This window comes from Gilliamella sp. LMG 34359, from assembly GCF_984569085.1.
The window spans coordinates 1,840,784-1,867,179 of record NZ_OZ474906.1 but is presented as its reverse complement, the minus strand read 5'-3'; the positions used below and the strand labels follow the sequence as shown (position 1 = coordinate 1,867,179).

Here is a 26,396-nt window from a genome sequence, read left to right as displayed (position 1 = left end):
TTTGAATATCATTTCAACGAGTAAAACATGTCAGAAATCCAAGACCAGCAACAAACATCAATTGATAAAGCCGTAGCGGAAGGCGGAGCTTATGAAATTCTTCGTAAACGTTTAACCTCTTTAGGACAAGAACTTAATCAAAAGACGGAAGCCCTTAATCAACAAAGGCTATCCGAGTTTGGTAAAAGTGACATGTCCATCATTAGTCGTATTCGAATTAGAACTGAAAATAATTGTGTCGCACGGGATATTGTTCGTTTTGGTGACTGGCTATTATTTGGTTATAACGTCTATTTAGGATTAAAAAAAGGAACCAAAATAGAGGATGTATTTTCCCTTTATCAATTAGTAGAACGTGATGGCTCTTATGAGGCTGATCCAGTTGATTTGTCTAATACATTCTTAAATATAGATCGATTTATCCAAGATTTTAATGAGCTGTATACTTATTATAAAAATGCTCAACTACTCCAGCTTGTTGAACGTGATGGAAAACTACTCGCTAGTTTTCAAATTGGTGAGCGAATCAGTGATATCCGAGTTTTTAGATGGTCCATATCAAGTGACAAAAAGACCATTGAGTATATCGATAACCGGGGTGAACGAGACATCGCATTACCACCCGCATATGATTTTGAATGGATCGAAACAACCCGTGAAAATATTGTTAATGGTCGATTTCCACATGTTAATGTTCTTGATACGGTATTTGTTGAAACCATCGGTGGCGACTTAACCATAAAATGTGAAAATAACACCAATGATGGTTTAGGTATTTATCGAGAGGAAGTTGTTGATCAGAATCAATCAATTAATGACGCGAAAATAGAATATGCTAAAGTGGGATCATTAATCTTATTAAAAGTCCTACCTTACCGAGAAGAAAATTGGCGTTATCTTGTATATAACACCTTAACTCAACAAGTCCATCGTATAGACTTTATTGGACAGGCATGTATTCAACTTCCTGAAGATCACGGGATTATATTCCCTGGTGGATATTACTTACAAAATGGTGATTATAAAACTTTTGACCATTCGATGTCAGGCATGCGTTTTCGACGTATTCGCCGTTCACCAAATGGTGAGGATGTGTTATATATTTTCTATGATCCAACTAACGGTCGATTAGCATTATTTAATTATAATATGATCGAACGAAAACTGGATAATCCGATATTAGGACATGGATATGCGGTTTTTGAAGATGGTCGAATGGTGGTCTTTGAAGGTGAAAATGATGAACCAACACGGGTTCATCCAATGCAGATTTGGCAAACACCTTTTTATAGTGATGAATTTGCCGCACAACAACCAACTAATAACAGCTTCCTTGGCAAAATAGGTAATGCCGAACTGGTTCGCGGAATTTCAGATCTTTACTTTATTTCACGTGAAATCGATAACCAAACCGTCTCTTCACAGCTATATAGCAAACTTAGTGAGGATACCAAGAGACTTTTCGATAACTATTTTTGGCTCAATGACGATAAACATTTAGCCTTCTCCCCTATTCTGCGTAATATTACCCAAACCAGTGAACTGGTTATTGATGAATATGAAAAAGTCGAAAGTATTCGTCGTCAATCAGAAAGCGCGATGCGTGAGGCACTCTCTAATCAGCAAGATTTATTAAGCAAACTTTATCCGGATAGTTGGCACGAAACCCAAGAATTTGTTGATGCATTAAATGCCATAAAAATGCAACTTGGCAGTTTAGTCACGTTAAGAACTTATCGTTACATCGATTTAAATCAAATCGATAAAATGGAAAATGAACTAAAAACCAGACAGAGTGAGGTTTCATTAGCCACTGCTGAATTTTTAGGAAGTGATAAAGCGCTTGAACCATTCAATGTTAAAATTGACAATATCGAGCAGCAGCTTAGCAAAGCAGATACGGTAGCGAAATTACTCAATTCGGTAGAAATTACAGAAACCATGTCTGCTGATTTGGATATGCTTTCACAATTAATCGCAACCCTAAAATTTGATGATGTTACTTTACAAACCAGAATCATCGAATCCATTGCCGAAGTCTATGCAAAACTCAACCAAACAAAGGCTAAGATCCAACAAAAACGAAAAAATTTAGCCAATATTGAAATGGTTGCACAATTTGGCGCCCAATTTAAATTATTTGGTCAAAGCATTGCCAATGCCCTAAGTATGGCAACCACGCCAGAAAAATGTGATGATGAGCTATCTCGTCTTTTACTACAACTAGAAGAGCTTGAGAACCAATTTAGTGAAAGTGAGGAATTTCTTAATGATATTCTAACTAAACGTGAAGAAATCCTAGAATCATTCGAAACACATAAACAAGCGTTATTAGAGGATAGAACCAGACGGACGGATGCCCTACTAACCGCTGCACAACGTATTTTAGACAGCATCCCAAGAAGAACCGCTAAATTTGCCGATCAAAATGAACTTAACGCTTTCTTTGTTGCTGACCCATTGGCGCAAAAAATCCGTGAAATTGTCGAAAAATTAAGAGCGCTTTTTGATAATGTTAAAGCCGATGATATTGAGTCCAAATTTAAAAGTGCCCAAGATCAAGCCATACGATCCTTACGAGATAAATCGGAAATATTTGAGTCTGGTGGAAATGTCATTAAACTAGGTCCACGGCATAAATTTAGTGTTAATACCCAAGAGCTTGATTTAACCATAGTGCCTAAAGATCAGCATCTGTTTATGCAATTAACCGGGACTGAGTTTCAAGAAAAAATAATCAATGAGCAATTAGAAGCCTATAAGCCATTTTGGACGATTTCATTAGAATCAGAATCACCATCGGTATACCGTGCAGAGTATCTCGCCTATTCGATCATTACTGCTGCTTTACAAAAAGAGAGTGGATTAACTTATGTCGATTTAACTAACCAGTTAAATCAACCTGAAATGCTTAATAAAACAGTGCGTGATTTTGCCACAATGCGCTATCGTGAAGGTTATGAAAAAGGGATTCATGACCACGATGCGGCTAAAATTCTAACAAAATTGATTCCTCTTGGCGAAGCGGCTGGTTTACTGCGCTATAACCCGTTAGCACGAAGCTTAGCCATTATTTATTGGCACTATAACCAAAAAAATGATATTGCCAAATTCTGGCCAGAACGTGCGAAAACTTGTATGGATATCCGAAAGTTATTCAGTCATGATGAAGGAATAATTAATCTTCAAGCGGAAATCTCTCAACAATTGACGGAATTTTTCAATGATAATCCAATTGCTCATCAGCCATTCCATATTAAACAAGCGTCTGAATATCTTTGCTATGTATTGGCTCAAACGCCACAACAATTTATTTTCAGTAAATATAGCAAACAATTATTTGATGGATTAAAAAATCAACTTGAACAATCGCATATGTGGGGTGATTTCAATCAATCACAAAATAATCTTAATGAAAGATTAGCAGAACGTTGGAATCTAATCGAAAGTTGGCTTAAAGGGCTTTGCACATTACCTCTGTATAGCAAACTAAACAATTATATTGCTGAAGCTGTAATTTTAAATATCTTGGATAAAGCAGATAGCCTAACAATCAGTGAGGTTGAACTTGAAGTATCGATTACCGATCTACTCGGTGAACACCCAACCATTAATCAAGGCGTGTTAAATATTAATTTAGATGACTTCTTTAGCCGTATGCGTTATCAATATAAAGTGGTTATTCCACAATTCCAACACTACCAAAGTTTACGTCAAGAAATATTAGTAAACCAACGTGAAGCACTCCATCTTGATGAATTCAAGGCTAAACCACTCAGCTCATTTGTTCGTAATAAACTGATAAATCAAGTTTATTTACCAATCATTGGCGACAATCTAGCCAAACAAATGGGTACCGTCGGAGAAACGCGTCGTAGTGATTTAATGGGATTATTACTCCTCATTTCACCACCTGGCTATGGTAAAACCACATTAATGGAATATGTTGCTAATCGTTTAGGTTTAATTTTTATGAAAATTAACGGGCCGGCATTAGGTCACAGTGTATTGTCGTTTGATCCTGAACAAGCACCAAATGCAACCGCTCGTCAGGAGTTAGAAAAACTCAATTTAGCACTGGAAATGAGCAATAACGTTATGCTCTACATTGATGATATTCAACATACCAATCCAGAATTTTTACAGAAATTTATCTCATTATGTGATGGTTCTCGCCGTATCGAAGGGGTTTGGAAAGGTAAAACCAAAACCTATGATCTGAGAGGTAAAAAATTCTGTGTAATAATGGCTGGTAACCCTTACACAGAATCTGGCGAAGTATTCAAAATACCTGACATGCTAGCCAACCGAGCTGATATCTATAATTTAGGTGAAGTACTCGGCGGTATGGATGAAGTATTTGCAACCAGTTATATTGAAAACTGCTTAACCTCAAATGCAACATTATCACCATTAGCCTTACGCGATTTAAATGATCTCTATCAGTTTATTGACCATGCACAAGGCAAACCACTTAATACCAATGAGATGAGTTATAGCTATAGCCAAGCAGAAATTAGTGAAATTGTCGCCGTAATACGTCATTTATTAAAAATTCGTGAAGTGGTATTTAAAGTTAATCAGCAATATATTGCCAGCGCAGCTCAATCAGACAAATATCGAACTGAACCTGCGTTTAAACTGCAGGGAAGTTATCGTAATATGAATAAACTTGCTGAGAAAGTGTCATCTGTCATGAATGATGCAGAGCTCAATCAAATTATTGATGATCACTACCTCGGTGAGGCACAACTACTCACCAATGGTGCAGAAGAGAACTTACTGAAACTGGCTGAAATTCGTGGAGTAATGACGGAAGATGAGACTAAACGCTGGCAACAAATAAAAAGTGACTTTATGCGCAATAAAAGTTTAGGTGGCGATGATGCGAATACCGGCTCGCAAATTGTCACCCAACTTGCCGATTTAGTGCAAAGTGTGCAAGCGTTGAAATTACAGTAGAGGGCGATTAATCAGTGTCTTTATATAGGTTATAAATATAATTTTAGGCTTGATTTTTAATGTTTTTACTCATTATGTTGAGGAAATTGCTAGAAGATAAGCCTCAAAACCTTTATTAAACCACGACAGTTGATAAGAGTTGAGCACAAACACTACAGTTACAATATTGTGTAACAATTAAAAACAGTTACACAATTGTAAATTTAAGCCTTTGTGCTTACTACTATCATCCTAAATCGGTAGTCTATTTATCTAAATTTATTCAAAAATAGAACTGGTTTATTTGTAACTATCCCCTAAAATAGTACATAAAAAAGTAGAAAATTCTCTATAATATTTTTAAGTAGAATTTTAAGGAAAATTTCAATATGAAAAAATTATCGGAACACCAAATTGTCTCTATTTTAAAAGAAGCTGAAGTTGGTATCCCTATTAAAGAGCTTTGCCGTAAATATGGTATGGCCGTTTCTACTTTTTATAAATGGCGGGATAAATATGGCGGTATGCAATCATCAGACATTAAGCGGTTAAAACAGCTGGAAGCTGAAAATCGTAAACTAAAACAAATGTATGCCAAATTAAGCTTAACCTCTCAGCTTCAGCAAGAAATAATAAAAAAGCTATAGTGCCGACGGCAGTTCGTAAGAGTTGGGCACAAACACTATAGTCACAATACGGTATAACAATTAAAATGAGTTGCGCCATTGTGAATTTAAGTCGCTGTGCTTACTACTATCAACCTAAATCGGCAGATGACACTATGATTATTTCGTTACTTAAGTCAATAACAGACAAGCATTTACGTTGGGGATTTCCTAAATGTTTTCATCGAATCAGGAAACTGGGATATACGTGGAATCATAAACGGGTTTATCGGGTTTATTGTCAATTAAAACTCAATATTCGTTCTAAACGCAATAAATGATTACCCTAACGGTATCCAGAGCCATTATCAGTACCAAGTCGTTTGGGAGAATGTTGGTCAATGGATTTTATGAGTGATCGTTCTGAAAATCATCGTAGATTTAGAACCTTTAATGTTATTGATGACTTTAATCGTGAGGCATTAGGCGTTGATAATGGAGTAGAATTTACTGCCAATAGATTCACAAGCTGGGCAAAATCACATGGAATAAGCATAGATTACATTAAACCAGGTAGTCCTTATCAAAACGGCTATATAGAACGATTTAACCGCACATATCGAACGGAGGTATTAGATTTGTATATATTTAAAAATCTGGAACAAGCAAGAAAAATAACCGAAGAGTGGTTAGAAATATATAACACAGAAAGACCGCATGAAGCATTAAATAATATGACACCAATTGAATATAGAAACATGAAACAAATAGCATGATTTTCTAATTGGTTTGTGTGCTAACAATGGGGTATTTACATATTGAATAAAAAGTTAACATTTGAAATATTGGTTTGGAGAAAATAATTAATGATTCTTAATCTTGTAGATATTAACTGTTCCTCGTTTTTTAATGATTATTTCTGCTACTAATACCATCTTTTGCAAAAGCGCCATATCAAATTCCTTTCCATTTTCAAAATAGATTCTAGCTAGACCTGATATGTAATTTTTTATCGTATCATCATTTTTTAAATTATTAATTTGAAGAGTATAATTGTTAACAAAATCATCAAATATATGCTTTTCATCATAATTTATTTTATCAATTTCTTTTTGAGACAGATTCTTTAATACATCTAATCCATATCCATCAGTGGCTAATGGCTGTTCATTCAAATATTTTCTTTGAAATTCTGTAAATCTCAGCAAAATTTCATTAATACTTTCTATTAAATTATCCATAAATTTTGAAATTATCTTGATGCTATTAGATTACCTATATCTTTGCACTAATAATTAGACAATTGATATGATAAAAGTTTTCGAACTACAGCAACTTTTAATAATATTCCTGTCTTATTCTTTGTTAACCGAGCTACTTTAGCAACGGTTATTATAGTTTTTTACTAATTTTATTATAGTTATTCAATGCGTAGTGTTAGCAGAACTCGATATTAAAAATGTACCAATTAGATCTATTCTTTTTGCGAAAGCATCCTAATTAAAATCTATCGTTTTGAATTTTTGATAATAAAATAAATATTATTTTTATTATATAATCTAACAATTCTACTCACTTATTCCTGAGAATGAAATGGGATTAAGCTCGATACTTAAAGAAAAACTTTAATTTTGCATTGCGTCATTGCTATCTGGATATTCTTTAATGACACTTTTTATATTTTTTAAATACGTGTTATTGCTAAGACATTCATTAGATATACTCTGACTAAATTATCTAAATCCTTAAATTTTAGTTCTTCTTTCTCATTATAAATTTTTTATTTAGCGTTTATATAATGTTACTTTTCTATTTATCAGTATTGATTATCATCATAGACATATACTTTTATAACCTTTACATCAAAAGTTGAAATCTTTTTATGATTATTATTAATATCATCAATTATTGAATTCTCAATATTGTTGCAATTCCACCTAGTTAGTGCCTATTAAACGCTACCATTGTAATTTTAATTGCATGTCATTAAATTGAAACTCTATTTTCCTAACTATACAGTCTATCCTAGTTTAGATTTAAATATCAAAGTATTGCTTTATATGCAAAAACACATTGTTTTGCCAAAGATAACCATAAATGTTATTACTATAAATCTTATTACTACAAATATTTACACGTTTTTATTCCTGACGATAATCTTGAACTTATCACTAAGCTGAACACCTAAATAGTTTAGTCAATTTAATCAAGTTAGTTTTTATTTTATTATTTCAATTATTCCCAAAAATAAAATTACGTATCTACCAGAATTCAGTTCTGAAACCGCAAAACAAAATAATAACCACCTGTTTTTTATACTTTTAAAAGTAAAACACGGCGAGAAATCCATATTTTTGACATAATAACATTTGAATTCATCAGGATTGTTATATTTAGGCGTTTTAGATTTCAATTTTAATTGGTCTACTATTTGATTATAAAACAATTTTTTATCTTCTATATTGATCAAATCTCTTTTTATCAAAACAGATTGGCTAAATAATGAAAATGTTGAAAGGTAATTATTGGCAAAATCGGAAAAAATAATTTCAATTTGCTCATTATCTATATCATAGATAAAAGTCTGTTTATACAATAACGCTAATGTCCCATCAAATAATGTTTCATATTTGGTATATTTTTTATTCTGTATTCTTTTTATCTGCATTGTATACGTTTTAAATACCCATCTTCACTATGTAAATATCCGATTGTTAGTACATAAATCAACGAGAAAATTATGCCATTTTGTCTGCAATATAAGCCCTAATAGGGGATTCCTTTAATACTCTCTAACCATTTATGATAGTATTGATGTAATTCCATAACAGATATAATTTTATCTGAACTCTCTTCAGGCGCAAAAATATTAATTTTTATAGGATTTTTTGATAATCTTTTACCTAAATCTAATTTGACAGTATAAAGTGAATAATTAGCTCTAGGTATCATAAAATATCCATATGAACAGCCTTTTATAAGCATTTTTATGTTATTTTTTTCAACTTTAGTACACAAACCATAAAAAGCGTTACTCAGCCTATCTGAACTATTCACAAAAATATTACCGAGTTCATCCATATATTTTATAAAATAAATTGTATAACTACCTGTAAATTTGTATTTTTTATTCAAAATCAGATCATATATTTCGGGATCATTAGTTTTTTGTGTCCATAAACTCATTGTGGCTTTTATGCTTTGATTTTTGGAATCTAAACAGGCTAAATTAAAGCTTTGACAATTTTCTTTATTGCTCATTATTTTTATATTACTCGTTGTTTTTTCGATTTATAACTACAAATTTTGTTATCAGGATAAGAACTATAACCCTTTAAAATTTTATTTAGATCAAATCTTTTACTATCATCAATTTCAATTTTTTAAAGGAAATCTTTTCTTGCATAATAATTGGTTATAAATTCCAATTCATATTCTAAACAATAACGATATATTAAGCACACAGAATCGAAAATACTTTATCGGCAATTTTAACTCATACTGCAATGTCGACACTTCTTAATACAACAAAGTTGAAGGATAAGGTTTTGTTAAATGCCGTCGCATCAAAAAACTAGTGAGGAATGCAGCGGATTGTTGTAGTACCAATATGCATAAGCAGAAAAACCTTGTCTGGATTCCTTGTTTTAGTTCATTGGTTTAGTTCATTGGTATCGGTGAATACCTTATTTTTGACAAATTAAGTTTTGATTGTCTTAAATGTCACTTTAGTAACAACATTATCGTAAGGACATGCTTTGTGGCTCAATGAGCGAGTGATAGCCAATAACTCAAATCAACTATCAATTAATTATCAAACTCTTTTCCTCGGTCAAAATGACATAGTACGATTGAGGATAATGGTGCTTTAATTGGGCTTAGCTGGCTTAACAAGTTCGGCTATTTTATGTTGCCCGACACTGAATCCGACTATTTTTCATGTCGAGAGTTTTAGTAATACACACTGATAATTCCATTTTTGCCCCACTTTTATATAAATCAAATCAGCGACAATAACATTCACTTTTACACCGACAGTAAAATTTTTTTGTAAAACATGGCAATCGCAACGGAATTAACTTCTTTAGAACGTTATACCGTTTACGGTATATTTTGCTTTCAATGATAATGATCTCATACTTATTTGTTAAATTTTTTTGTGTAATGCGTTACCTTGTTCGGCCGCTTTTGTATACCAATAAAACGCCTTTTGCTTATCTTGCTCTGTGCCCTCACCATCATCATACATATAGGCTAAAAAAAATTGGGCATCAGCATTACCTTGCTCAGCATCTTTCTTACAGGGAGTAAAGGCTTTTTTGTAATTTTCCTTGTACCAATATTCACTGCATTGATTTGCATACCCGGCAAAAGAAAATAAGAGTGATAATATGACTAATAATCCTTTTTTCATGATTTTCCTTTTATTATATTTATATTAATAACGAAAACTTACTTACGCTTTTTAAGTGTTATTTTAGGAATTAACTATCAATGTATTTATAAAATTTATACAAAATTATTAATAGGATTTTTTATAAAAAATCTAAGAAAACTATAACGAGTTTTTCACAAAAAATCATTAATAGAATGGCCATTTTGATCCTGGGGAGAGAACATAAAAAGCACTCATTGAGTGCTTTTTTGTGAAAAATGGTGATTTAAAGTGTTTTTTGAAATAATTTAATTATTCTGTTAATTGCTCTAATTTATTACAAGCCTTTCCAAGATGCCCTTCACAAGCTAGTTGGTAATACTTTTTCGCTAAAGATTTATCTTGCTCAATACCATCACCTTTATCATACATACGCGCTAAACGATATTGTGCTTCAGCATCACCTTGTTCTGCTACTTTTGTATACCAATAGGCAGCTTTAACTTTATCCTGCGCTGTGCCTTCACCTTCATAATAGATAATCGCTAAATTATATTCAGCGTCAGCATTACCTTGCTCTGCCGATTTTGTATACCAATAAAGCGCCTTTTGCTTATTTTGCGCTGTACCATCACCGAAATAATACATATTCCCTAAATTTTTTTGTGCAATGGGGGAACCTTGCTCCGCCGCTTTTGTAACCCAATATACCGCTTTTTGTTTATCTTGCTCTATGCCATCACCCTTATAATACATATTCCCTAAATTGTTTTGCGCCGCAAATTGGCCTTGCTCCGCGGCTTTTGTATACCAATAAAACGCCTTTTGTTTATCCTGCTCTATGCCGTTTCCTTCATCGTAAATAAGCGCTAAGTTATATTGGGATTCAGCATCATCTTGTTCTGCTGCTTTTGTATACCAATATACCGCCTTTTGCTTAACTTGCTCGGTACCATCACCATGACTATACATAAACGCTAAATTTTTTTGTGCTTTGGCGTAACCTTGCTCTGCCGATTTCGTATACCAATAAAACGCCTTTTGTTTATCTTGTTCTGTGTCATCACCTTCATCATACATATACGCTAAATTAAATTGGACTTCAGCATTGCCTTGTTCTGCTGCTTTTGTATACCAATATACTGCTTTTTGTTTATCTTGTTCTATACCATCGCCTTTACTATATATAACCGCTAAATTGTTTTGTGCGCTAAATTCACCTTGTTCTGCTGCTTTTGTATACCAATATATTGCCTTTTGTTTATCTTGCTCTATGCCTTCACCGTCACTATACATAAGCGCTAAATTATATTGGCCGTGAGTATTACCTTGTTCTGCTGCTTTTGTATACCAATAAAATGCTTTTTGTTTATCTTGCTCGGTGCCTTCACCGTAATAATACTTATTCGCTAAGTTGTTTTGAGCGATGGAGTTACCTTGTTCCGCTACTTTTGTATACCAATATAATGCCTTTTGTTTATCTTGTTCCAAGCCATCACCTTTATCATAAATGACCGCTAAATTATATTGGGCGTCAGCATTGCCTTGTTCTGCTGCTTTTGTATACCAATATACCGCCTTTTGCTTATTTAGTTCGATGTCATCACCTTCATCATACATATATGCTAAAAAAAATTGGGCTTCAGCATTACCTTGCTCAGCTTCTTCTTTACAGGAAGTAAAAGCTTCTTCACTACTCCCCATAAGCCAATATATTTTACATTGATTTGCATAAACAATAGAAGAAAGTAAGAGTGATAATATGATTAGTAATCCTTTTTTCATAATTTTCCTTTTATTATATTTATATTAACAACGAAAACTTACTTATACTTTTTAACTGTTTTTTAGCGATATTAACTACCAATGTATTTAGAAAATTTATACAAAATTATTATCAGGATTTTTATAAAAAATCCAAGAAAACTATAACGAGTTTTTCATAAAAAATCATTAATAGAATGGCTATTTTGAGCCAAATTAAAAATGCATCAACGCATTTTGGATCTTGAGGGGAAAACATAAAAAGCACTCATTGAGTGCTTTTTTGTGAAAAATAGTGATTTAAAGCGTTTTTTTAAATAATTTAATTATTCTGTTAGTTGCTTTAATTTACTACAAGCCTCTTGAGAATCTCCATCGCAGGCTTGTTGATAATAGTTTTGTGCTAAGGTTCTATTTTGCTCAACACCATCACCTTTATCATACAAAAGCGCTAAATTGTATTGGGCTTCAGCATCACCTTGTTCCGCCGCTTTTGTATACCAATATACCGCCTTTTGCTTATCTTGCTCTATGCCATCTCCTTCATCATACATAATCGCTAAATTATATTGGGCTTCAGATAATCCTTGTTTTGCTGCTTTTGTATACCAATATACTGCCTTTTGGTTATCTTGTTCTATACCATCACCGTTATAATACAGATCTCCTAAATTGTTTTGTGCAATGGAGTTACCTTGCTTCGCCGATTTTTTATACCAATAAAGCGCCTTTTGCTTATCTTGCTTTATACCATCACCTTCATCATACATAACAGCTAAATTATTTTGGCCATCAGCATCACCCTGCTCCGCCGCTTTTGTATACCAATAAATCGCCTTTTGCTTATCTTGCTTTATGCCTTCACCATTATCATACATAAAGCCTAAATTATTTTGGGCGCTAGCATCACCTTGTTTTGCTGCCTTTGTATACCAATAAAACGCCTTTTGGTAATCTTGCTCTATACCATCACCTTGATCATACATAAGAGCTAAATTATATTGGGCATCAGAATCACCCTGCTCCGCCGCTTTTGTATACCAATATACAGCTTTTTGTTTATCTTTCTCTATGCCATCTCCTTCATCAAACGTAACCGCTAAATTATATTGGGCTTTAGTATTACCTTGTTCTGATGCTTTTGTATACCAATAAAACGCCTTTTGTTTATCTTGCTCAACACCATCACCTTTATCATACATACTTGCTAAAAAATATTGGGCTTCAGCATTACCTTGCTCTGCTTCTTCTTTACAGGAGGTAAAGGCTTTTTCATAATTTTCCTTATACCAATATTCACTGCATTGATTTGCATACACGGCAAAAGAAAATAAGAGTGATAATATGACTAATAATCCTTTTTTCATGATTTTCCTTATACTATATTTATATAACAACGAAAACTTACTTATACATTTTTAAATGTTAGTTTAGGGATATTAACTACCAATGTATTTAGAAAATTTATACAAATTTATTAATAGAATTTTTATAAAAAAATCCAAGGAAACTATAACGAGTTTTTCAGAAAAAATCATTAATAGAATGGATTTTTTGATCCAAATTAAAAACGCATCAACGCATTTTGTTCTTTGGGGAAAAAAGAAAAAGTACTCATTGAGTGCTTTTGGTGAAAAACGCTGATTTAAGGTATTTTTTGAAATAATTTAATTATTCTGTTAGTTGCTTTAATTTACTACAAGCATTTTTATGATGCCATTCACAAGCTTGTTGGTAATACTTTTTCGCTAAGGATCTATTTTGCTCAATACCATTACCTTTATCATACATAACGGCTAAATTATATTGGGCGTTAACATCACCTTGTTCTGCTGCTTTTGTATACCAATATAACGCCTTTTGCTTATCTTGCTCTATGCCTTCACCTCTATCATAAGTGACCGCTAAATTATATTGGGCCTCAGCATCACCTTGTTCTGCTATTTTTGTATACCAATATAACGCTTTTTGCTCATCTTGCTCAGTGCCATTACCGAAATAATACATGTTCCCTAAATTTTTTTGTGCATTGGCATTACCTTGTTCCGCCGATTTTTTATACCAATAAAACGCTTTTTGTTTATCTTGGTCTATGCCTTCGCCTTCATCATACATATATGCTAAAAAATATTGGGCTTCAGCATTACCTTGCTCTGCTTCTTCTTTACAGGAGGTAAAGGCTTTTTCATAGTTTCCCTTATGCCAATATTCACTGCATTGATTTGCATACCCTGCAAAAGAAAATAAGAGTGATAAGATGACTAAAAATCCTTTTTCATGATTTTCCTTATATTATATTTATATTAACAACAAAAACTTACTTATACTTTTTAACTGTTTTTTAGGGATATTAACTATCAATGTATTTATAATAATTTATGCAGAATTATTATTAGGATTTTATAAAAAATCTAAGAAAACTATAACGAGTTTTTCAGAAAAAATCATTAATAGAATGGCTATTTGGATCCAAATTGAAAACGCATCAACGCATTTTTGATCTTGGTGAGAGAACAGAACAAGCACTCGTTGAGTGCTTGTTATGAAAAATGGTGATTTAAGGTGTTTTTTGGAATAATTTAATTATTCTGTTAGTTGCTTTAATTTACTACAAGCATTTTTATGATACCATTCACAAGCTAGTTGGTAATACTTTTTCGCTAAAGATTTATTTTGCTCAATACCATTACCTTTATCATACATAACCGCTAAATTATATTGGGCTTCAGCATCACCTTGTTCCGCCGCTTTTGTAAACCAATATAACGCCTTTTGCTTATCTTGTTCTATGCCATCACCATTATCATACATAACGGCTAAATTGTTTTGCGCCCTAAGCCCACCTTGTTCTGCCGATTTTGTATACCAATAAAACGCCTTTTGTTTATCTTGCTCTATACCATCACCTTTATCATACATAACCGCTAAACTATATTGTACCCCAACATTACCTTGTTCCGCTAATTTTGTATACCAATATACAGCTTTTTGTTTATCTTGTTCTAAGCCATCACCTTTATCATACTTAACCGCTAATTCATATTGGGCGACACTCAAATCTTGCTCTGCCGCTTTTGTATACCAATATATTGCTTTTTGCTTATCTTGTTCTATTCCATCTCCTTCATCATACATAATCGCTAAACTATACTGGGCATAAGGATTATCTTGTTTTGCTGATTTAGTATAAAAATAAAACGCCTTTTGTTTATCCTGCTTTGTACCAAAACCTTCATCATACATAAACGCTAAATGATATTGGCCTTGAGCATCACCTTGCTCTGCATCTTCTTTACAGTAGGTAAAGGCTTTTTCATAATTGTTCTCATACCAATATTTACTGCATTGATTTGCATACCCAGCAAAAGAAAATAAGAGTGATAATATGACTAATAATCCTTTTTTCATAATTCTTCCTTATATTATATTTTTATTAACAACAAAAAGTTACTTATACTTTTTAACTGATTTTTAGGGATATTAACTATCAATGTATTTATAAAATTTATACAAAATTATTATTAGGATTTTTATAAAAAATCCAAGTAAACTATAACGAGTTTTTCACAAAAAATCATTAATAGAATGGCTATTTTGATCCAAATTAAAAATACATCAACGCTTTTTAGATCCTGGGGAGAGAACAGAACAAGCACTCGTTGAGTGCTTGCTGTGAAAAATGGTGATTTAAGGTGTTTTTTTTAAATAATTTAATTATTCTGTTAGTTGCTTTAATTTACTACAAGCCTCTTGAGAATCTCCATCGCAGGCTTGTTGGTAATACTTTTTCGCTAAGGATCTATTTTGCTCAATACCATCACCTTTATCATGCATAACCGCTAAACGATATTGTGCTTCAGCATTACCTTGTTCCGCCGCTTTTGTATACCAATATGCAGCTTTAATTTTATCCTTCAGTGTACCTTCACCTTCATAATACATAAACGCTAAATTGTATTGGGCGATAGCAATATCTTGCTCTGCCGCTTTTGTAAACCAATATAACGCCTTTTGGTTATCTAGCTCTGTGCCTTCTCCTAAATAATACATAACCGCTAAATTATATTGGGCTTCAGCACCACCTTGTTCCGCCGCTTTTGTAAACCAATATAACGCCTTTTGCTTATCTTGTTCTATACCTTCTCCTTCACTATACATAGTTCCTAAATTGTTTTGGGCCTCAGCTAATCCTTGTTCTGTGGCTTTTGTATACCAATAAAACGCCTTTTGCTTATCTAGCTCTATGCCTTCTCCATTATAATACATATTTCCTAAATAATATTGGGCTTCAGCATCACCTTGTTCTGCCGATTTTGTAAACCAATAAAACGCCTTTTGTTTATCCTGCTCTATACCTGCTCCTTTATAATACATAATCGCTAAATTATATTGGGCTTCAGCATCACCCTGTTCCGCCGCTTTTGTAAACCAATATAACGCCTTTTGCTTATCTTGTTCTATGCCTTCTCCTTCACCATACATAATTCCTAAATTGTTTTGGGCCTCAGCAAATCCTTGTTCTGCCGATTTTGTATACCAATAAAACGCTTTTTGTTTATCCTGCTCTGTACCTCTTCCTTTATAATACATAACCGCTAAATTATGTTGTGCCTTAGCCAATCCTTGCTCTGCGGCTTTTGTATACCAATAAAACGCTTTTTGCTTATCTTGTTCTATTCCATCTCCTTCATCATACATATACGCTAAATTATGTTGTGCTTCAGCAAATCCTTGTTCTGCGGCTTTTGTATACCAATAAAACGCTTTTTGTTTATCCTGCTTTGTACCGTAACCTTCATCATACATATACGCTAAATAATATTGGGCTTCAGCATTACCTTGTTCAGCCACTTTTTTACAGGGAGTAAAGGCTTTTTTATAATTTTCCTTATGCCAATATTTACTGCATTGATTTGCATACCCAGCAAAAGAAAATAAGAGTGATAATATTAATAATCCTTTTTTCATAATTCTTCCTTATATTATATTTATATTAACAACAAAAACTTATTTATGCTTTTTAACTGTTTTTTAGGGATATTAACTACCAATGTATTTAGAAAATTTATACAAAATTATTAATAGGATTTTTAGAAAAAATCCAAGAAAACTATAACGAGTTTTTCACAAAAAATCATTAATAGAATGGCTATTTTGATTAAGATTAAAAATACATTAACTCATTTTTATCTTGGGGAAAAAACAGAACAAGCACTCGTTGAGTGCTTGTTGTGAAAAATGGTGATTTAAGGTGTTTTTTGGAATAATTTAATTATTCTGTTAGTTGCTTAAATTTACTACAAACATTTCATGATTCCCTTCATAAGCTAGTTGGTAATACTTTTTAGCTAAAGATTTATTTTGCTTAACACCATCTCCTTTATCATACATAACCGCTAAATTGTATTGGGCGTCAGAATCACCCTGCTCCGCCGCTTTTGTAAACCAATATACCGCCTTTTGCTTATCTTGTTCTACGCCATTACCTTCATAATACATAAACGCTAAATTATATTGGGCGATAGCAATATCTTGCTCTGCCGCTTTTGTAAACCAATAAAACGCCTTTTGCTTATCTTGTTTTATGCCGTGACCTTTATCATACATAACCCCTAAATTAGATTGTGCATAGGGGTAACCTTGCTCCGCAGCTTTTGTACACCAATATACTGCCTTAACTTTATCTTGTTCTGTGTCATCACCTTTACCATATATAATCGCTAAATTATATTGGGCCATAGCAATATCTTGTTCTGCCGCTTTTGTAAACCAATATATTGCTTTATCTTTATCTTGCGCTGTGCCTTCACCTTGATAATACATTATTGCTAAATTATATTGCGCCTTAGATACTCCTTGTTTTGCTGCTTTTGAAAACCAATAAAACGCTTTTTGTTTATCTTGCTCTATGCCATCACCTTCATCATACATAATCCCTAAATTATATTGAGTTTCAGCATAACCCTGCTCCGCGGCTTTTGAAAACCAATAAAACGCTTTTTGCTTATCTTGCTCTATGCCATCACCTTTATTATACATAACCCCTAAATTGTGTTGTGCTTCTGAATCACCTTGTTCTGCTTTTTCCTTAAAAGAAGTAAAAGCTTTTTCGTAATTTTCCTTATGCAAATATTTGCTGCGTTTATTTGCATGCCCGGCAAAAGGAAATAAGCGTGATAATATGTTTAATAATGACTTTTTCATGATTCTCCTTATGTTATATTAATATTAACAACGAAAACTTACTTATAATTTTTAAATGTTAGTTTAGGGATATTAACTATCGATGCATTTATAAAATTTATACAGAATTATTAATAGGATTGTTATAAAACAATCCAAGGAAACTATAACGAGTTTTTCACAAAAAATCATTAATAGAATAGATATTTTGATTAAGATTAAAAATACATCAACGCTTTTTAGCTCCTGGGGAGAGAACAGAACAAGCACTCGTTGAGTGCTTGTTGTGAAAAATGGTGATTTAAGGTGTTTTTTTGAAATAATTTAATTATTCTGTTAGTTGCTTTAATTTACTACAAGCCTTTTGATAATCTCCATCGCAGGCTTGTTGGTAATACTTTTTCGCTAAGGATCTATTTTGCTCAATACCATCACCTTTATCATGCATAACCGCTAAACGATATTGTGCTAGAGCATCACCTTGTTCCGCCGCTTTTGTATACCAATATACAGCTTTAACTTTATCTTGCGCTGTACCTTCACCGAAATAATTCTTTATCCCTAAATTGTTTTGTGCAATAGAGTTACCTTGCTCTGCGGCTTTTGTATACCAATAAAACGCTTTTTGTTTATCCTGCTTTGTACCGTAACCTTCATCATACATATACGCTAAATAATATTGGGCTTCAGCATTACCTTGTTCAGCCACTTTTTTACAGGGAGTAAAGGCTTTTTTATAATTTTCCTTATGCCAATATTTACTGCATTGATTTGCATACCCAGCAAAAGAAAATAAGAGTGATAATATGACTAATAATCCTTTTTTCATAATTTTTCCTTATATTATATTTATATTAACAACGAAAACTTACTTATGCTTTTTAACTGATTTTTAGGGATATTAACTACCAATGTATTTAGAAAATTTATACAAAATTATTATTAGGATTTTTATAAAAAATCTAAGAAAACTATAACGAGTTTTTCACAAAAAATCATTAATAGAATGGTTATTTTGATTAAGATTAAAATACATCAACGAATTTTTTATCCTAGGAGAGAACAGAAAAAGGGGATTTAAGTCGGCTTTTGAAGTATGGAATGTCGACATGTTTTCATACAGCAAATTTAAGGGGTAACGCTATATCAATAAGGTAAAACCCACAGTGAATTAGTTTTACAGTATTGTGTTAGCCATCAGCATTAGAGAGATGACCAACACAATACTCCACAATAGGTTCATGCCAAACTAAAGATAATCGAAGTACTGAAGATAATGAGTTACTCGCTCAACGCAAAGAGAACAAACGGTTATTGATGGAAAACGATATCTTCTAGCAAGCCACACTGATAATGGCACGAAAATCGCAGTAATACCATCAAATCAACATCACCATTGATTAAGTTGGTTGGGTCGATGTTTAGCTATAGCAAGGCATTACTTTTATTATCAGTGCCAAACATGCCTTAAGAAAAAGTTTTAAAGTATGCACAAAAGATTCAATTTATTTTTTATATCATAGCTATCAATCTTATGGTACGCGAAGAATACGAAAAGCGTTGTCAAATCAAGGCATAATCGTATCGCGTCGTGATGTGGCTAACGTAATGAAAGCATTATCATTGAAATCAGGATATACCGCGAAACGGTATAAAAACAGTTCTTCTCTCTAAAGTATCATTACACAAAACCAATCAATTGGCCTTTAAAATTGCGTACGGCTTTGAGCATTTTTAATATCAGAAACGATTGTGGTTTAAATTAGCATAGCCTTTTTTTTCGCACGGTGTTTATTTTTAGCTGCAAGTATATTCCAGTTGAAACAGAAAGATAGGAGTACAATCAAAAAACAGGTACCTTTTTATAGAATCAAAGATAAATTTTTTCTTCTAAATAAAATAAAAAGATTAGTCTTATTTATAGTAGTTTAAAGGGGATACTTTCGGGAGTTGGCGGATAAACCGCCCGTGAACGGAGTCACTGTTGGTTTACTAATTTTTCAAATGAACTTGTAGTGATCAAGTATTTTCGTACACCAATTTAGCTTGCGCAGCAATGGCCGGTGGTAAACCGGCATTAAAACTAGGTAGGTGTTTTAAAACTATATAGGTGTTTTAAAACTATGTGAGCGTATTAAAACTATGTGGGCGTATTAAAACTATGTGGCCGTATTAAAACTATGTGGCCGTAGTTGGTCAAAGAAAAATCGGGATTTATTTTTTCATGATAGGTAAACCAGATGTATATCTCTTTTTCTGCTATCTTCCTAAGGTTTTTTACTTATTCTTTGCTTTCGTAAATACGGTTTAATTTAAAACGTCATTAACTGAACAAATCCAAGCACATCTTCTAGGCAGCTTAATGAACTTTGATATCAAACAAGGGGGATCTGTACAGCAGAAAAGTTGCCTTAAAACAGGGAAATGGCAATAAATAGTCACTTATCTAGAGGTATTTAGGTTTAAATATAAGCCCAAATACCTCAAAAAAGTGCGGTTAGAAATTTAGTTTGAGTAGAGTTTTACTGTACAAAGGCCGCAATAAAAATTAAAGTGGTTTATACATATGGTAATTTATCAGTACCTGATTTTTTCTGTATATTTTGTTAGTCCGCTTTATTATAAAACCCCATTTTTGGAAAACTGGCATGGCCACTTTTGAAGCATCTACAGTTAATTGTGAAAAATTTTTCTGGTGGGCCAAGTCAAGTATATGGTCATAGAGTTTTCTTGCTACGCCGCGCTTTTGAAAGTCAGGATGCACGTAAAAACAGTCTATGTAACCATCATCTTTAAGTTCAATAAACCCAGCAAGGCGTGAGCCAAAGATAGCCATCCAAGGCTGAGTGTTATCTAAACGTTTTAACCACATCTGATAATCTGGAGGTGTTGGGCTCCACGCTTCTTGCTCTGCTTTGCTATAAATATCGGTATCAATAGCATGAATAGTCGAATGAAACAAATCGCATATTGCAGTAGCATAGAGTGGTGAGTATGGTTTTACTGCGATTTTAGATGCCACATTACCCAACGTGTTCCCTACTTTCATTATGATTGGCTCCAACAAGACTTTGCACTTCATTATCGCCAACATTAACAAAACGGGCTTGCGTACTAATAGCTTCGTAAATATCCACATTAATAGCTTATTGTGGTTTGCACCATGTTCTGCTTTTTTTAACTTTACCTTTACCAAAGGCTTTAAAGTCTGTCGCGACAATAACGAAACAGCGAATAGTCCTTTCGATTTATTGCTATATTTGGCGTAAATTGTCTTTGAACGTTTATTGATATTGGACGGATGATATTAATGTAACATCCAGCTACTTGCAAGCCAACTCAAAAAAAGCCTTGCAGTGCAGATAACAGCATAGAGAATGTCCCACTCCATCATCAAGGTAGTTTCAAGCACGGTATTAAAATACTGGAAGTCTCCACGCATACTATTAAGTTTTATATTGTCACGTAACTATAGCTAAATCAGATTGTTACTAGTAAGTCGAATGGGGGCTTTAGCGATGTTGGTGCCGGTTTCGGGACTATAGTGACAGAAAAGTTTTTTAACCCTAACCAATCTTGTTATGTGGTATTGAGTATTTTAATTTCTATAATTAAACTTTCCGATTGCCTAAAGTAGAGATAAAAAAGCTGTCTAAAGTAGATCGCCTATTTTAAAATTGTGTAGTTTTTAATTATCTCATTATACTTTATATAGCACTTTTCAATAAAATTTTTGGTTTCATTTAGTATGTTTTCCAGATTACTAATTATATGAAACTCTTCAAAAATATTTCCATCTGAAGTATAAAACTGCCCTTTTATTTCTATTCTTTGATTATCATATTCTCTATATGAAATCTCTATATCTAAAAGATCAATATCTTTCTCATTTAAAACTTCTTCTTTTAATAAAAATTCTAAATATTTGATATGTTTATATACATTCCCTTGATTATCTTTTTCATATTGATCTTCAATATGTATTTTTTTAATTTCTTCTCGATTTTGAAACTTTTCTTTTCCGAAAAGAAAATATTCATTGAGTAAAAATGTTACTTTATCCATAATTCATATCTTATGTACAGGTAACTTTGCATCTTGTAAAGCTTCTGTAAAACTAGACTTATTACCCTATAACCCGACGGGCTCTTTCCGCAAATAAAACCCAGTATTTGCGGCGTAGTATCTGAAACTGTCACAATAGAGTCCTGCTAGTTCCTCATCCTCATAATGACCAAGCTGCCTGAAAGGTTAGAAATGTTTATTGTAAAAGCTATCTTCCCAGATCCTACCATAAATATCAAACACTACCTGCAAACAAGCTTTCCTTATTTATCGTAAACCTGATCGGGTCTTTCAAAATAATCAGATAGAATAAAGTAGCCGTTTTCATCCGATATTTTTAGCAGTCGGCGCGAAACTTCCATCTGCATACAATCAAGTAGTAACGTTATGGATTTATTCAGATTTATCCAAAATAAGTAATCCTAAATCATCAGGTAGAATTTAAGATCGCTCACTTAGCTCATAGCTCTATTAGGTAATAGAACATTATGCCCTCAAAAAAGGAATAAATTTTTGAATTAACAGTTTAGCCGTTCTTCTTAAAGCATCATAGGCAAAGGGAATCAATTGGCCTTTAGGATTGCGTACGGCTTTGAGCATGCCAATGTAACGAACTTACCAACAGTCATAAGATTTTAGCCTTATTAAAATCCTTATTCCCGAGGACGAACAGGAACTATTGGATAAGTTGGACAGTTAAATAAACAAAAAATCCTACTCTTTGATTTGGATTCTTCTTTTTTAAGGCATTCTCATTAGACTTTCTCTTAATCTATTAATTAAGTCTTTTGATTTAAGACATTCCAGTGGAGTTAAATAATCTAATACAGGGGCTTTATAATTTAACCATTCTTCATAATTTTTTCCAATTTTACCATATGCAACTTTAGCTAGATCGGTATGGTTGTTTAATAAAGTTAATAAATTTATCTTTTTTTCATCTAAATAATTCTTATTCCATATATCTTCAAATGAATGAACAAAACTTTCCCATTTATCTTCTATATAGTATTTTTCTAATTCATACATAATTTATAATCCATTAAATATTATAATATTATTACCTGCAATATCTTGTGCAGAAGGCGCTAGTATCCAGCAAAACCGTTAGATTTTGCAAAATCTCCAAGTTTTGAGTAACATCATAATTACCGCTTAGGGCTATAATATCATCTAAAGATACATTAAGTTTATTCCTAACATTTGGATCTATTAAATCTAATACATTCTCTAATGAAAATTCTTTTGTTACTAAAACCTTATCTCCTAATGGAAGGTAACATGTAATTTCTTTATAAGCTGTTTGTAGGCTTATCCTAGCATAAACACCACCTACTCTAGATTTAGTATCTCTATGATTAACCACAACATTCCATTGATGGCGAGTCCAAATTGAAGAAACTCTATCCGGCATATCATCTCAATATTCACTCTCTTCCACTTTTTTACCAGATAACCCACAATTTTCCAACCCGAACGGGCAACCTCGGTATTCGAGTCGAAGACATACACATATAAATTTGGGTTATTCCTACCAAGTCCTATAGGATCTTTGCTTATATTGCGATGATTCCTTTTTGTTAATGAGAAAATAATGAGCCTACGCAAGTTGTGCAATATCCTTAACAGTAAGGTAAAAATTAACGTTTTTTCATCCTAATCAGTCATCAATATGCCTCCAAATTATTGGGTTTAATGGTCAAAATAAAAAACTGCAAATGGGGCCAATGATCTTAAAACTTGCACGAATTGATAATTAGAAGAAAAGAATAGCTGACCAAGAGTTAAAACTGATAGATACATATAAAAACCATAACACTTAATTGTTGTACCCCAAAAGTAGTACAAACGATTTTTAGCAAATACATTTAACATAGTTAAGCTATGGCTGTATTAATGATTAATGTAAGTTCGCAACTCCAATAAAATTAACATCAAATCATTGGTACTACAGTTTGTTACCTGATAAGGAAAGAAAAGTCATGTAAAAAGGTATTTTTTAATTAATGTTTATTATGATTGACATTTTTTTTAATATTTTTTGACTTTAATGGACTGGTGAAATATTCTACATTTAGATTTATTTATCAGCAATTAAAATACTAGATTTTAGTTTATATTGATTTTTTAGTGAAAGGTCTAGCATTTTTTCATAAAAAAATTAATTTTAACTTAATTTTTTATAAAATATATCGGTTTCTAATACTCAAAACTAACTGGGATTAAGATGGTTAAAACATTATATTCAAGACAAAAAAGAAAAAAACTGAAATTTTATGAGGGAATTTTATTCAAATTGATTAAGCCTTCAATCATATTGTCACCCTCTATTTTAGGGTTCGTTTTAGTATGGTGTTTTTTGAGTAGTATAGATCGAGCTGATGTTTTCCAACAAATCGCTTTTGGTAATCAAGCTACCTTTATGCTTTTTATTGTTTTTTGTATCTGTATGTTCTCTATTCTTTATTTAAGCGCCATCCCGAGTTTTATGTTTGTATTTTTTCCTAAAATTCTTATTAGTAAAGATTTACCTTTTGGTTTTTCAAGTAAACGGCCATTGATAGAACAAATTATAGTACTAATTATTATACATTTTTTTGTTATTTTAATTTCTATACCAGCGATATACTATTCCTATATATATATAACCTTAGTTGTTTCCGCTTTGGTGTATTTGTTTTATTCAACTGTTTACTTTTATCTTAGATATGGGAAAAAATTGTATATAAAACTAATTTTTCTTAATTCTTTATTCGCGTATATTTCATTTTTGTTAATTACGTTTTTGTTCTTGCTTATCGCGGGTGGTAAATTTGAATCATCTAATGAGAGTTCGCTTTGGGGTTTGCTTGGGATTTTTCTTTGGCTTACATTGATTTATGCTATATTGCTAATTGTTTTATATCTTCCTGCAATTATATATTGCATGTTCTATAATTCATATAAAATAATTCTAAGTTGTTTAGCTTTTTTAAGCTTAGTTATTACGTTTGTTTTAGCTATTTTTTATAATAACCTTTTTCATAATGCATTTGAAAAATACTTAATTATAGATAGAACCCCTTATGTAGCTATTTTGAATAAAAATGATTTTGCGAAAAATATTTTTAATGATCCAATTTGGGAGCTTAAGGATTTAGATGAAGATAGTAATTTTTATCTTTTAAGAGGAGAAAAATTTTTCAATTTATCTTCATACACTCTTTTTTGCCCATTAGATACTTATAAATATTTTAAATCTAGCCCATCTAAAATAAACTTTAAAGATTATACAAAACATTGTAGAGTGCTAAATATTGATGAAGTTATGTTTGAAGAACTTAAAATAGGTAAGCTTAAACGTAGAGTGAGACATATAAGTAAATTGAAGTATTTTACTCGCTAGTTTGTTAATTTTGATAAAGTGATTTTAATATATGGATATTTGAATTATAAATATAAATTTAAGAATATATAGTCATAAATTTTATAGCCAGCTTATAGATAATAGCTGTCATAAAGTTAAATGCTTTTAATTTATAATTGATATTTTAATATGCATAATTGATCTTAAGTTAGTTTAGGTGTTTATATCAATAACTAATAACAAAATTAAAGATTATTATTGCTAATTATAGTTATTCAACTTTCTCGATTGCTTTCAATACTCACTGGAAACTCAGTTAGTCATAACTGTTTTAATGTTATAAAAATATAAAACAATTGATAAATTAGCTTCAGTCCAATTAGATACAAGCCCTAAAGTCACAATATTGTATAACAATTAAAATGAGTTACACTATTGTGAATTTAAGTCGCGTTGCTTACTACTATCAACCTAAATCGGCAGATAACACTATGATTATTTCGTATGTTGGGAATTTCCTAAGTGTTTTTATCGAACCAGAAAACTGGGATATACGTGAAATCATAAACGGGTTTATTGTCAATTAAAACTCAATACTCGCTTTAAAGGCAATATACGATTGCCCCAACATTATCTAGAGCCATTATCAGTACCAAGTCGCCTAGCAGAATGTTGGTCAATGGATTTTATGAGTAATAGTTCTCAAAACCACCGTCGTTTTAAACCTTTAATGTTTTTGATGACTTTAATCGTCAGGCATTAGGTATTGATATAACTGTGAGTTTATCGGCAGATAGAGTTACCCGTTATTTAGATAGACTAGCTCGATACCATGGTTATCCATTAAAATAGGCATTGATAATGGTGTGGAACTTACCTCAAACAGATTCACAAACTGGCAAAATCACATGGAATCACCCCAGCAGATAGTCTTTTTCAAAACCGCTTTATAGAACGATTTAACTGCACATATCGAACAGAGGTGTTAGATTTGTATTTATTTAAAAATCTGAAACAAGTAAGAAAAATAACCGAAAAGTGGTTAGTGTTGTATAACAAAGAAAAACCGCATGAAGCCTATTAAATTGAAACCATGTTTTCGTAGGAATATAGCATA

Annotated in this window: 20 protein-coding genes and 1 pseudogene; 6 read left to right on the top strand and 15 right to left on the bottom strand. The window is 32.2% G+C overall.

The features are described 5' to 3' along the window. Positions 1-27: 27 nt before the first annotated feature. On the top strand, positions 28-4,962 hold the full coding sequence (locus AC5LXV_RS08700; RefSeq protein ID WP_493466162.1) for a DNA repair ATPase: 4,935 nt from the start codon (positions 28-30) through the stop codon (positions 4,960-4,962). A 368-nt stretch (positions 4,963-5,330) separates the two neighbouring features. After that, a pseudogene (locus AC5LXV_RS08695) lies at positions 5,331-6,322 on the top strand (integrase core domain-containing protein). A gap of 87 nt (positions 6,323-6,409) precedes the next feature. Here the strand turns inward: AC5LXV_RS08695 and AC5LXV_RS08690 are convergent. The 11 genes from AC5LXV_RS08690 to AC5LXV_RS08640 all read right to left on the bottom strand — a co-directional run bounded on the left by AC5LXV_RS08690 (position 6,410) and on the right by AC5LXV_RS08640 (position 18,697). Next, the gene (locus AC5LXV_RS08690) at positions 6,410-6,787 is read right to left on the bottom strand and encodes a hypothetical protein (RefSeq protein WP_493466161.1); all 378 of its coding nucleotides are present in this window, start codon (positions 6,785-6,787) and stop codon (positions 6,410-6,412) included. Positions 6,788-7,764: 977 nt separating this feature from the next. Next, on the bottom strand, positions 7,765-8,214 hold the full coding sequence (locus tag AC5LXV_RS08685; protein WP_493466160.1) for a hypothetical protein: 450 nt from the start codon (positions 8,212-8,214) through the stop codon (positions 7,765-7,767). 98 nt (positions 8,215-8,312) lie between these two features. Beyond that, positions 8,313-8,807 carry a hypothetical protein gene (locus AC5LXV_RS08680; protein WP_034882658.1) on the bottom strand — a complete coding sequence of 165 codons (495 nt, stop codon included), beginning with the start codon at positions 8,805-8,807 and terminating at the stop codon, positions 8,313-8,315. An 886-nt stretch (positions 8,808-9,693) separates the two neighbouring features. Beyond that, entirely contained in the window at positions 9,694-9,960 is a 267-nt protein-coding gene (locus tag AC5LXV_RS08675) for a tetratricopeptide repeat protein (RefSeq protein ID WP_493466159.1), read from the bottom strand. A 273-nt stretch (positions 9,961-10,233) separates the two neighbouring features. Next, positions 10,234-11,706, bottom strand: coding sequence for a tetratricopeptide repeat protein (locus AC5LXV_RS08670; RefSeq protein ID WP_493466158.1), 1,473 nt, complete (start codon positions 11,704-11,706; stop codon positions 10,234-10,236). A 305-nt stretch (positions 11,707-12,011) separates the two neighbouring features. Further along, the gene (locus AC5LXV_RS08665) at positions 12,012-13,052 is read right to left on the bottom strand and encodes an SEL1-like repeat protein (RefSeq protein ID WP_493466157.1); all 1,041 of its coding nucleotides are present in this window, start codon (positions 13,050-13,052) and stop codon (positions 12,012-12,014) included. Between the two features lie 304 nt (positions 13,053-13,356). Continuing rightward, positions 13,357-13,944 carry a tetratricopeptide repeat protein gene (locus AC5LXV_RS08660; RefSeq protein ID WP_493467983.1) on the bottom strand — a complete coding sequence of 196 codons (588 nt, stop codon included), beginning with the start codon at positions 13,942-13,944 and terminating at the stop codon, positions 13,357-13,359. Positions 13,945-14,268: 324 nt separating this feature from the next. Then, the gene (locus tag AC5LXV_RS08655; protein ID WP_493466156.1) at positions 14,269-15,093 is read right to left on the bottom strand and encodes a tetratricopeptide repeat protein; all 825 of its coding nucleotides are present in this window, start codon (positions 15,091-15,093) and stop codon (positions 14,269-14,271) included. Between the two features lie 306 nt (positions 15,094-15,399). After that, on the bottom strand, positions 15,400-16,653 hold the full coding sequence (locus AC5LXV_RS08650; protein ID WP_493466155.1) for a tetratricopeptide repeat protein: 1,254 nt from the start codon (positions 16,651-16,653) through the stop codon (positions 15,400-15,402). A gap of 312 nt (positions 16,654-16,965) precedes the next feature. Next, complete coding sequence (locus AC5LXV_RS08645; RefSeq protein WP_493451551.1) at positions 16,966-17,889, bottom strand: tetratricopeptide repeat protein; 924 nt, start codon at positions 17,887-17,889, stop codon at positions 16,966-16,968. Between the two features lie 307 nt (positions 17,890-18,196). Then, positions 18,197-18,697 carry a tetratricopeptide repeat protein gene (locus tag AC5LXV_RS08640; RefSeq protein WP_493466154.1) on the bottom strand — a complete coding sequence of 167 codons (501 nt, stop codon included), beginning with the start codon at positions 18,695-18,697 and terminating at the stop codon, positions 18,197-18,199. A gap of 608 nt (positions 18,698-19,305) precedes the next feature. Here AC5LXV_RS08640 and AC5LXV_RS08635 point away from each other — a divergent pair. Next, positions 19,306-19,542 carry an IS3 family transposase gene (locus tag AC5LXV_RS08635; RefSeq protein ID WP_493467982.1) on the top strand — a complete coding sequence of 79 codons (237 nt, stop codon included), beginning with the start codon at positions 19,306-19,308 and terminating at the stop codon, positions 19,540-19,542. A gap of 874 nt (positions 19,543-20,416) precedes the next feature. Here the strand turns inward: AC5LXV_RS08635 and AC5LXV_RS08630 are convergent. The 4 genes from AC5LXV_RS08630 to AC5LXV_RS08615 form a co-directional block, all read right to left on the bottom strand. Then, positions 20,417-20,917 carry a GNAT family N-acetyltransferase gene (locus AC5LXV_RS08630; protein ID WP_493466153.1) on the bottom strand — a complete coding sequence of 167 codons (501 nt, stop codon included), beginning with the start codon at positions 20,915-20,917 and terminating at the stop codon, positions 20,417-20,419. A gap of 617 nt (positions 20,918-21,534) precedes the next feature. Beyond that, positions 21,535-21,933 carry a hypothetical protein gene (locus AC5LXV_RS08625; protein ID WP_493460348.1) on the bottom strand — a complete coding sequence of 133 codons (399 nt, stop codon included), beginning with the start codon at positions 21,931-21,933 and terminating at the stop codon, positions 21,535-21,537. Between the two features lie 741 nt (positions 21,934-22,674). Next, positions 22,675-22,962: a hypothetical protein gene (locus AC5LXV_RS08620; protein WP_493466152.1), complete on the bottom strand. Its 288-nt coding sequence runs from the start codon at positions 22,960-22,962 to the stop codon at positions 22,675-22,677. A gap of 31 nt (positions 22,963-22,993) precedes the next feature. Continuing rightward, positions 22,994-23,347, bottom strand: a complete 354-nt coding sequence (locus tag AC5LXV_RS08615) for a hypothetical protein (RefSeq protein ID WP_493466151.1) — start codon at positions 23,345-23,347, stop codon at positions 22,994-22,996. 813 nt (positions 23,348-24,160) lie between these two features. Between AC5LXV_RS08615 and AC5LXV_RS08610 the strand changes: the two genes are divergently transcribed. From AC5LXV_RS08610 to AC5LXV_RS08600, 3 genes are all read left to right on the top strand, one after another. Then, the gene (locus tag AC5LXV_RS08610; RefSeq protein ID WP_493466150.1) at positions 24,161-25,318 is read left to right on the top strand and encodes a hypothetical protein; all 1,158 of its coding nucleotides are present in this window, start codon (positions 24,161-24,163) and stop codon (positions 25,316-25,318) included. A gap of 383 nt (positions 25,319-25,701) precedes the next feature. Next, the gene (locus tag AC5LXV_RS08605; RefSeq protein WP_493466149.1) at positions 25,702-25,866 is read left to right on the top strand and encodes a hypothetical protein; all 165 of its coding nucleotides are present in this window, start codon (positions 25,702-25,704) and stop codon (positions 25,864-25,866) included. 299 nt (positions 25,867-26,165) lie between these two features. Continuing rightward, positions 26,166-26,363 carry an integrase core domain-containing protein gene (locus AC5LXV_RS08600; protein WP_493467981.1) on the top strand — a complete coding sequence of 66 codons (198 nt, stop codon included), beginning with the start codon at positions 26,166-26,168 and terminating at the stop codon, positions 26,361-26,363. The last annotated feature ends 33 nt before the right edge of the window (positions 26,364-26,396 follow it).

Excerpts from the sequence above, each read along its gene's own strand:
- AC5LXV_RS08700 (WP_493466162.1), top strand. The coding sequence starts at position 28 with ATGTCAGAAATCCAAGACCAGCAACAAACATCAATTGATAAAGCCGTA.
- AC5LXV_RS08690 (WP_493466161.1), bottom strand. The coding sequence starts at position 6,787 with ATGGATAATTTAATAGAAAGTATTAATGAAATTTTGCTGAGATTTACA.
- AC5LXV_RS08685 (WP_493466160.1), bottom strand. The coding sequence starts at position 8,214 with ATGCAGATAAAAAGAATACAGAATAAAAAATATACCAAATATGAAACA.
- AC5LXV_RS08680 (WP_034882658.1), bottom strand. The coding sequence starts at position 8,807 with ATGAGCAATAAAGAAAATTGTCAAAGCTTTAATTTAGCCTGTTTAGAT.
- AC5LXV_RS08675 (WP_493466159.1), bottom strand. The coding sequence starts at position 9,960 with ATGAAAAAAGGATTATTAGTCATATTATCACTCTTATTTTCTTTTGCC.
- AC5LXV_RS08670 (WP_493466158.1), bottom strand. The coding sequence starts at position 11,706 with ATGAAAAAAGGATTACTAATCATATTATCACTCTTACTTTCTTCTATT.
- AC5LXV_RS08665 (WP_493466157.1), bottom strand. The coding sequence starts at position 13,052 with ATGAAAAAAGGATTATTAGTCATATTATCACTCTTATTTTCTTTTGCC.
- AC5LXV_RS08655 (WP_493466156.1), bottom strand. The coding sequence starts at position 15,093 with ATGAAAAAAGGATTATTAGTCATATTATCACTCTTATTTTCTTTTGCT.
- AC5LXV_RS08650 (WP_493466155.1), bottom strand. The coding sequence starts at position 16,653 with ATGAAAAAAGGATTATTAATATTATCACTCTTATTTTCTTTTGCTGGG.
- AC5LXV_RS08645 (WP_493451551.1), bottom strand. The coding sequence starts at position 17,889 with ATGAAAAAGTCATTATTAAACATATTATCACGCTTATTTCCTTTTGCC.
- AC5LXV_RS08640 (WP_493466154.1), bottom strand. The coding sequence starts at position 18,697 with ATGAAAAAAGGATTATTAGTCATATTATCACTCTTATTTTCTTTTGCT.
- AC5LXV_RS08630 (WP_493466153.1), bottom strand. The coding sequence starts at position 20,917 with ATGAAAGTAGGGAACACGTTGGGTAATGTGGCATCTAAAATCGCAGTA.
- AC5LXV_RS08625 (WP_493460348.1), bottom strand. The coding sequence starts at position 21,933 with ATGGATAAAGTAACATTTTTACTCAATGAATATTTTCTTTTCGGAAAA.
- AC5LXV_RS08620 (WP_493466152.1), bottom strand. The coding sequence starts at position 22,962 with ATGTATGAATTAGAAAAATACTATATAGAAGATAAATGGGAAAGTTTT.
- AC5LXV_RS08615 (WP_493466151.1), bottom strand. The coding sequence starts at position 23,347 with ATGCCGGATAGAGTTTCTTCAATTTGGACTCGCCATCAATGGAATGTT.
- AC5LXV_RS08610 (WP_493466150.1), top strand. The coding sequence starts at position 24,161 with ATGGTTAAAACATTATATTCAAGACAAAAAAGAAAAAAACTGAAATTT.
- AC5LXV_RS08605 (WP_493466149.1), top strand. The coding sequence starts at position 25,702 with ATGAGTTACACTATTGTGAATTTAAGTCGCGTTGCTTACTACTATCAA.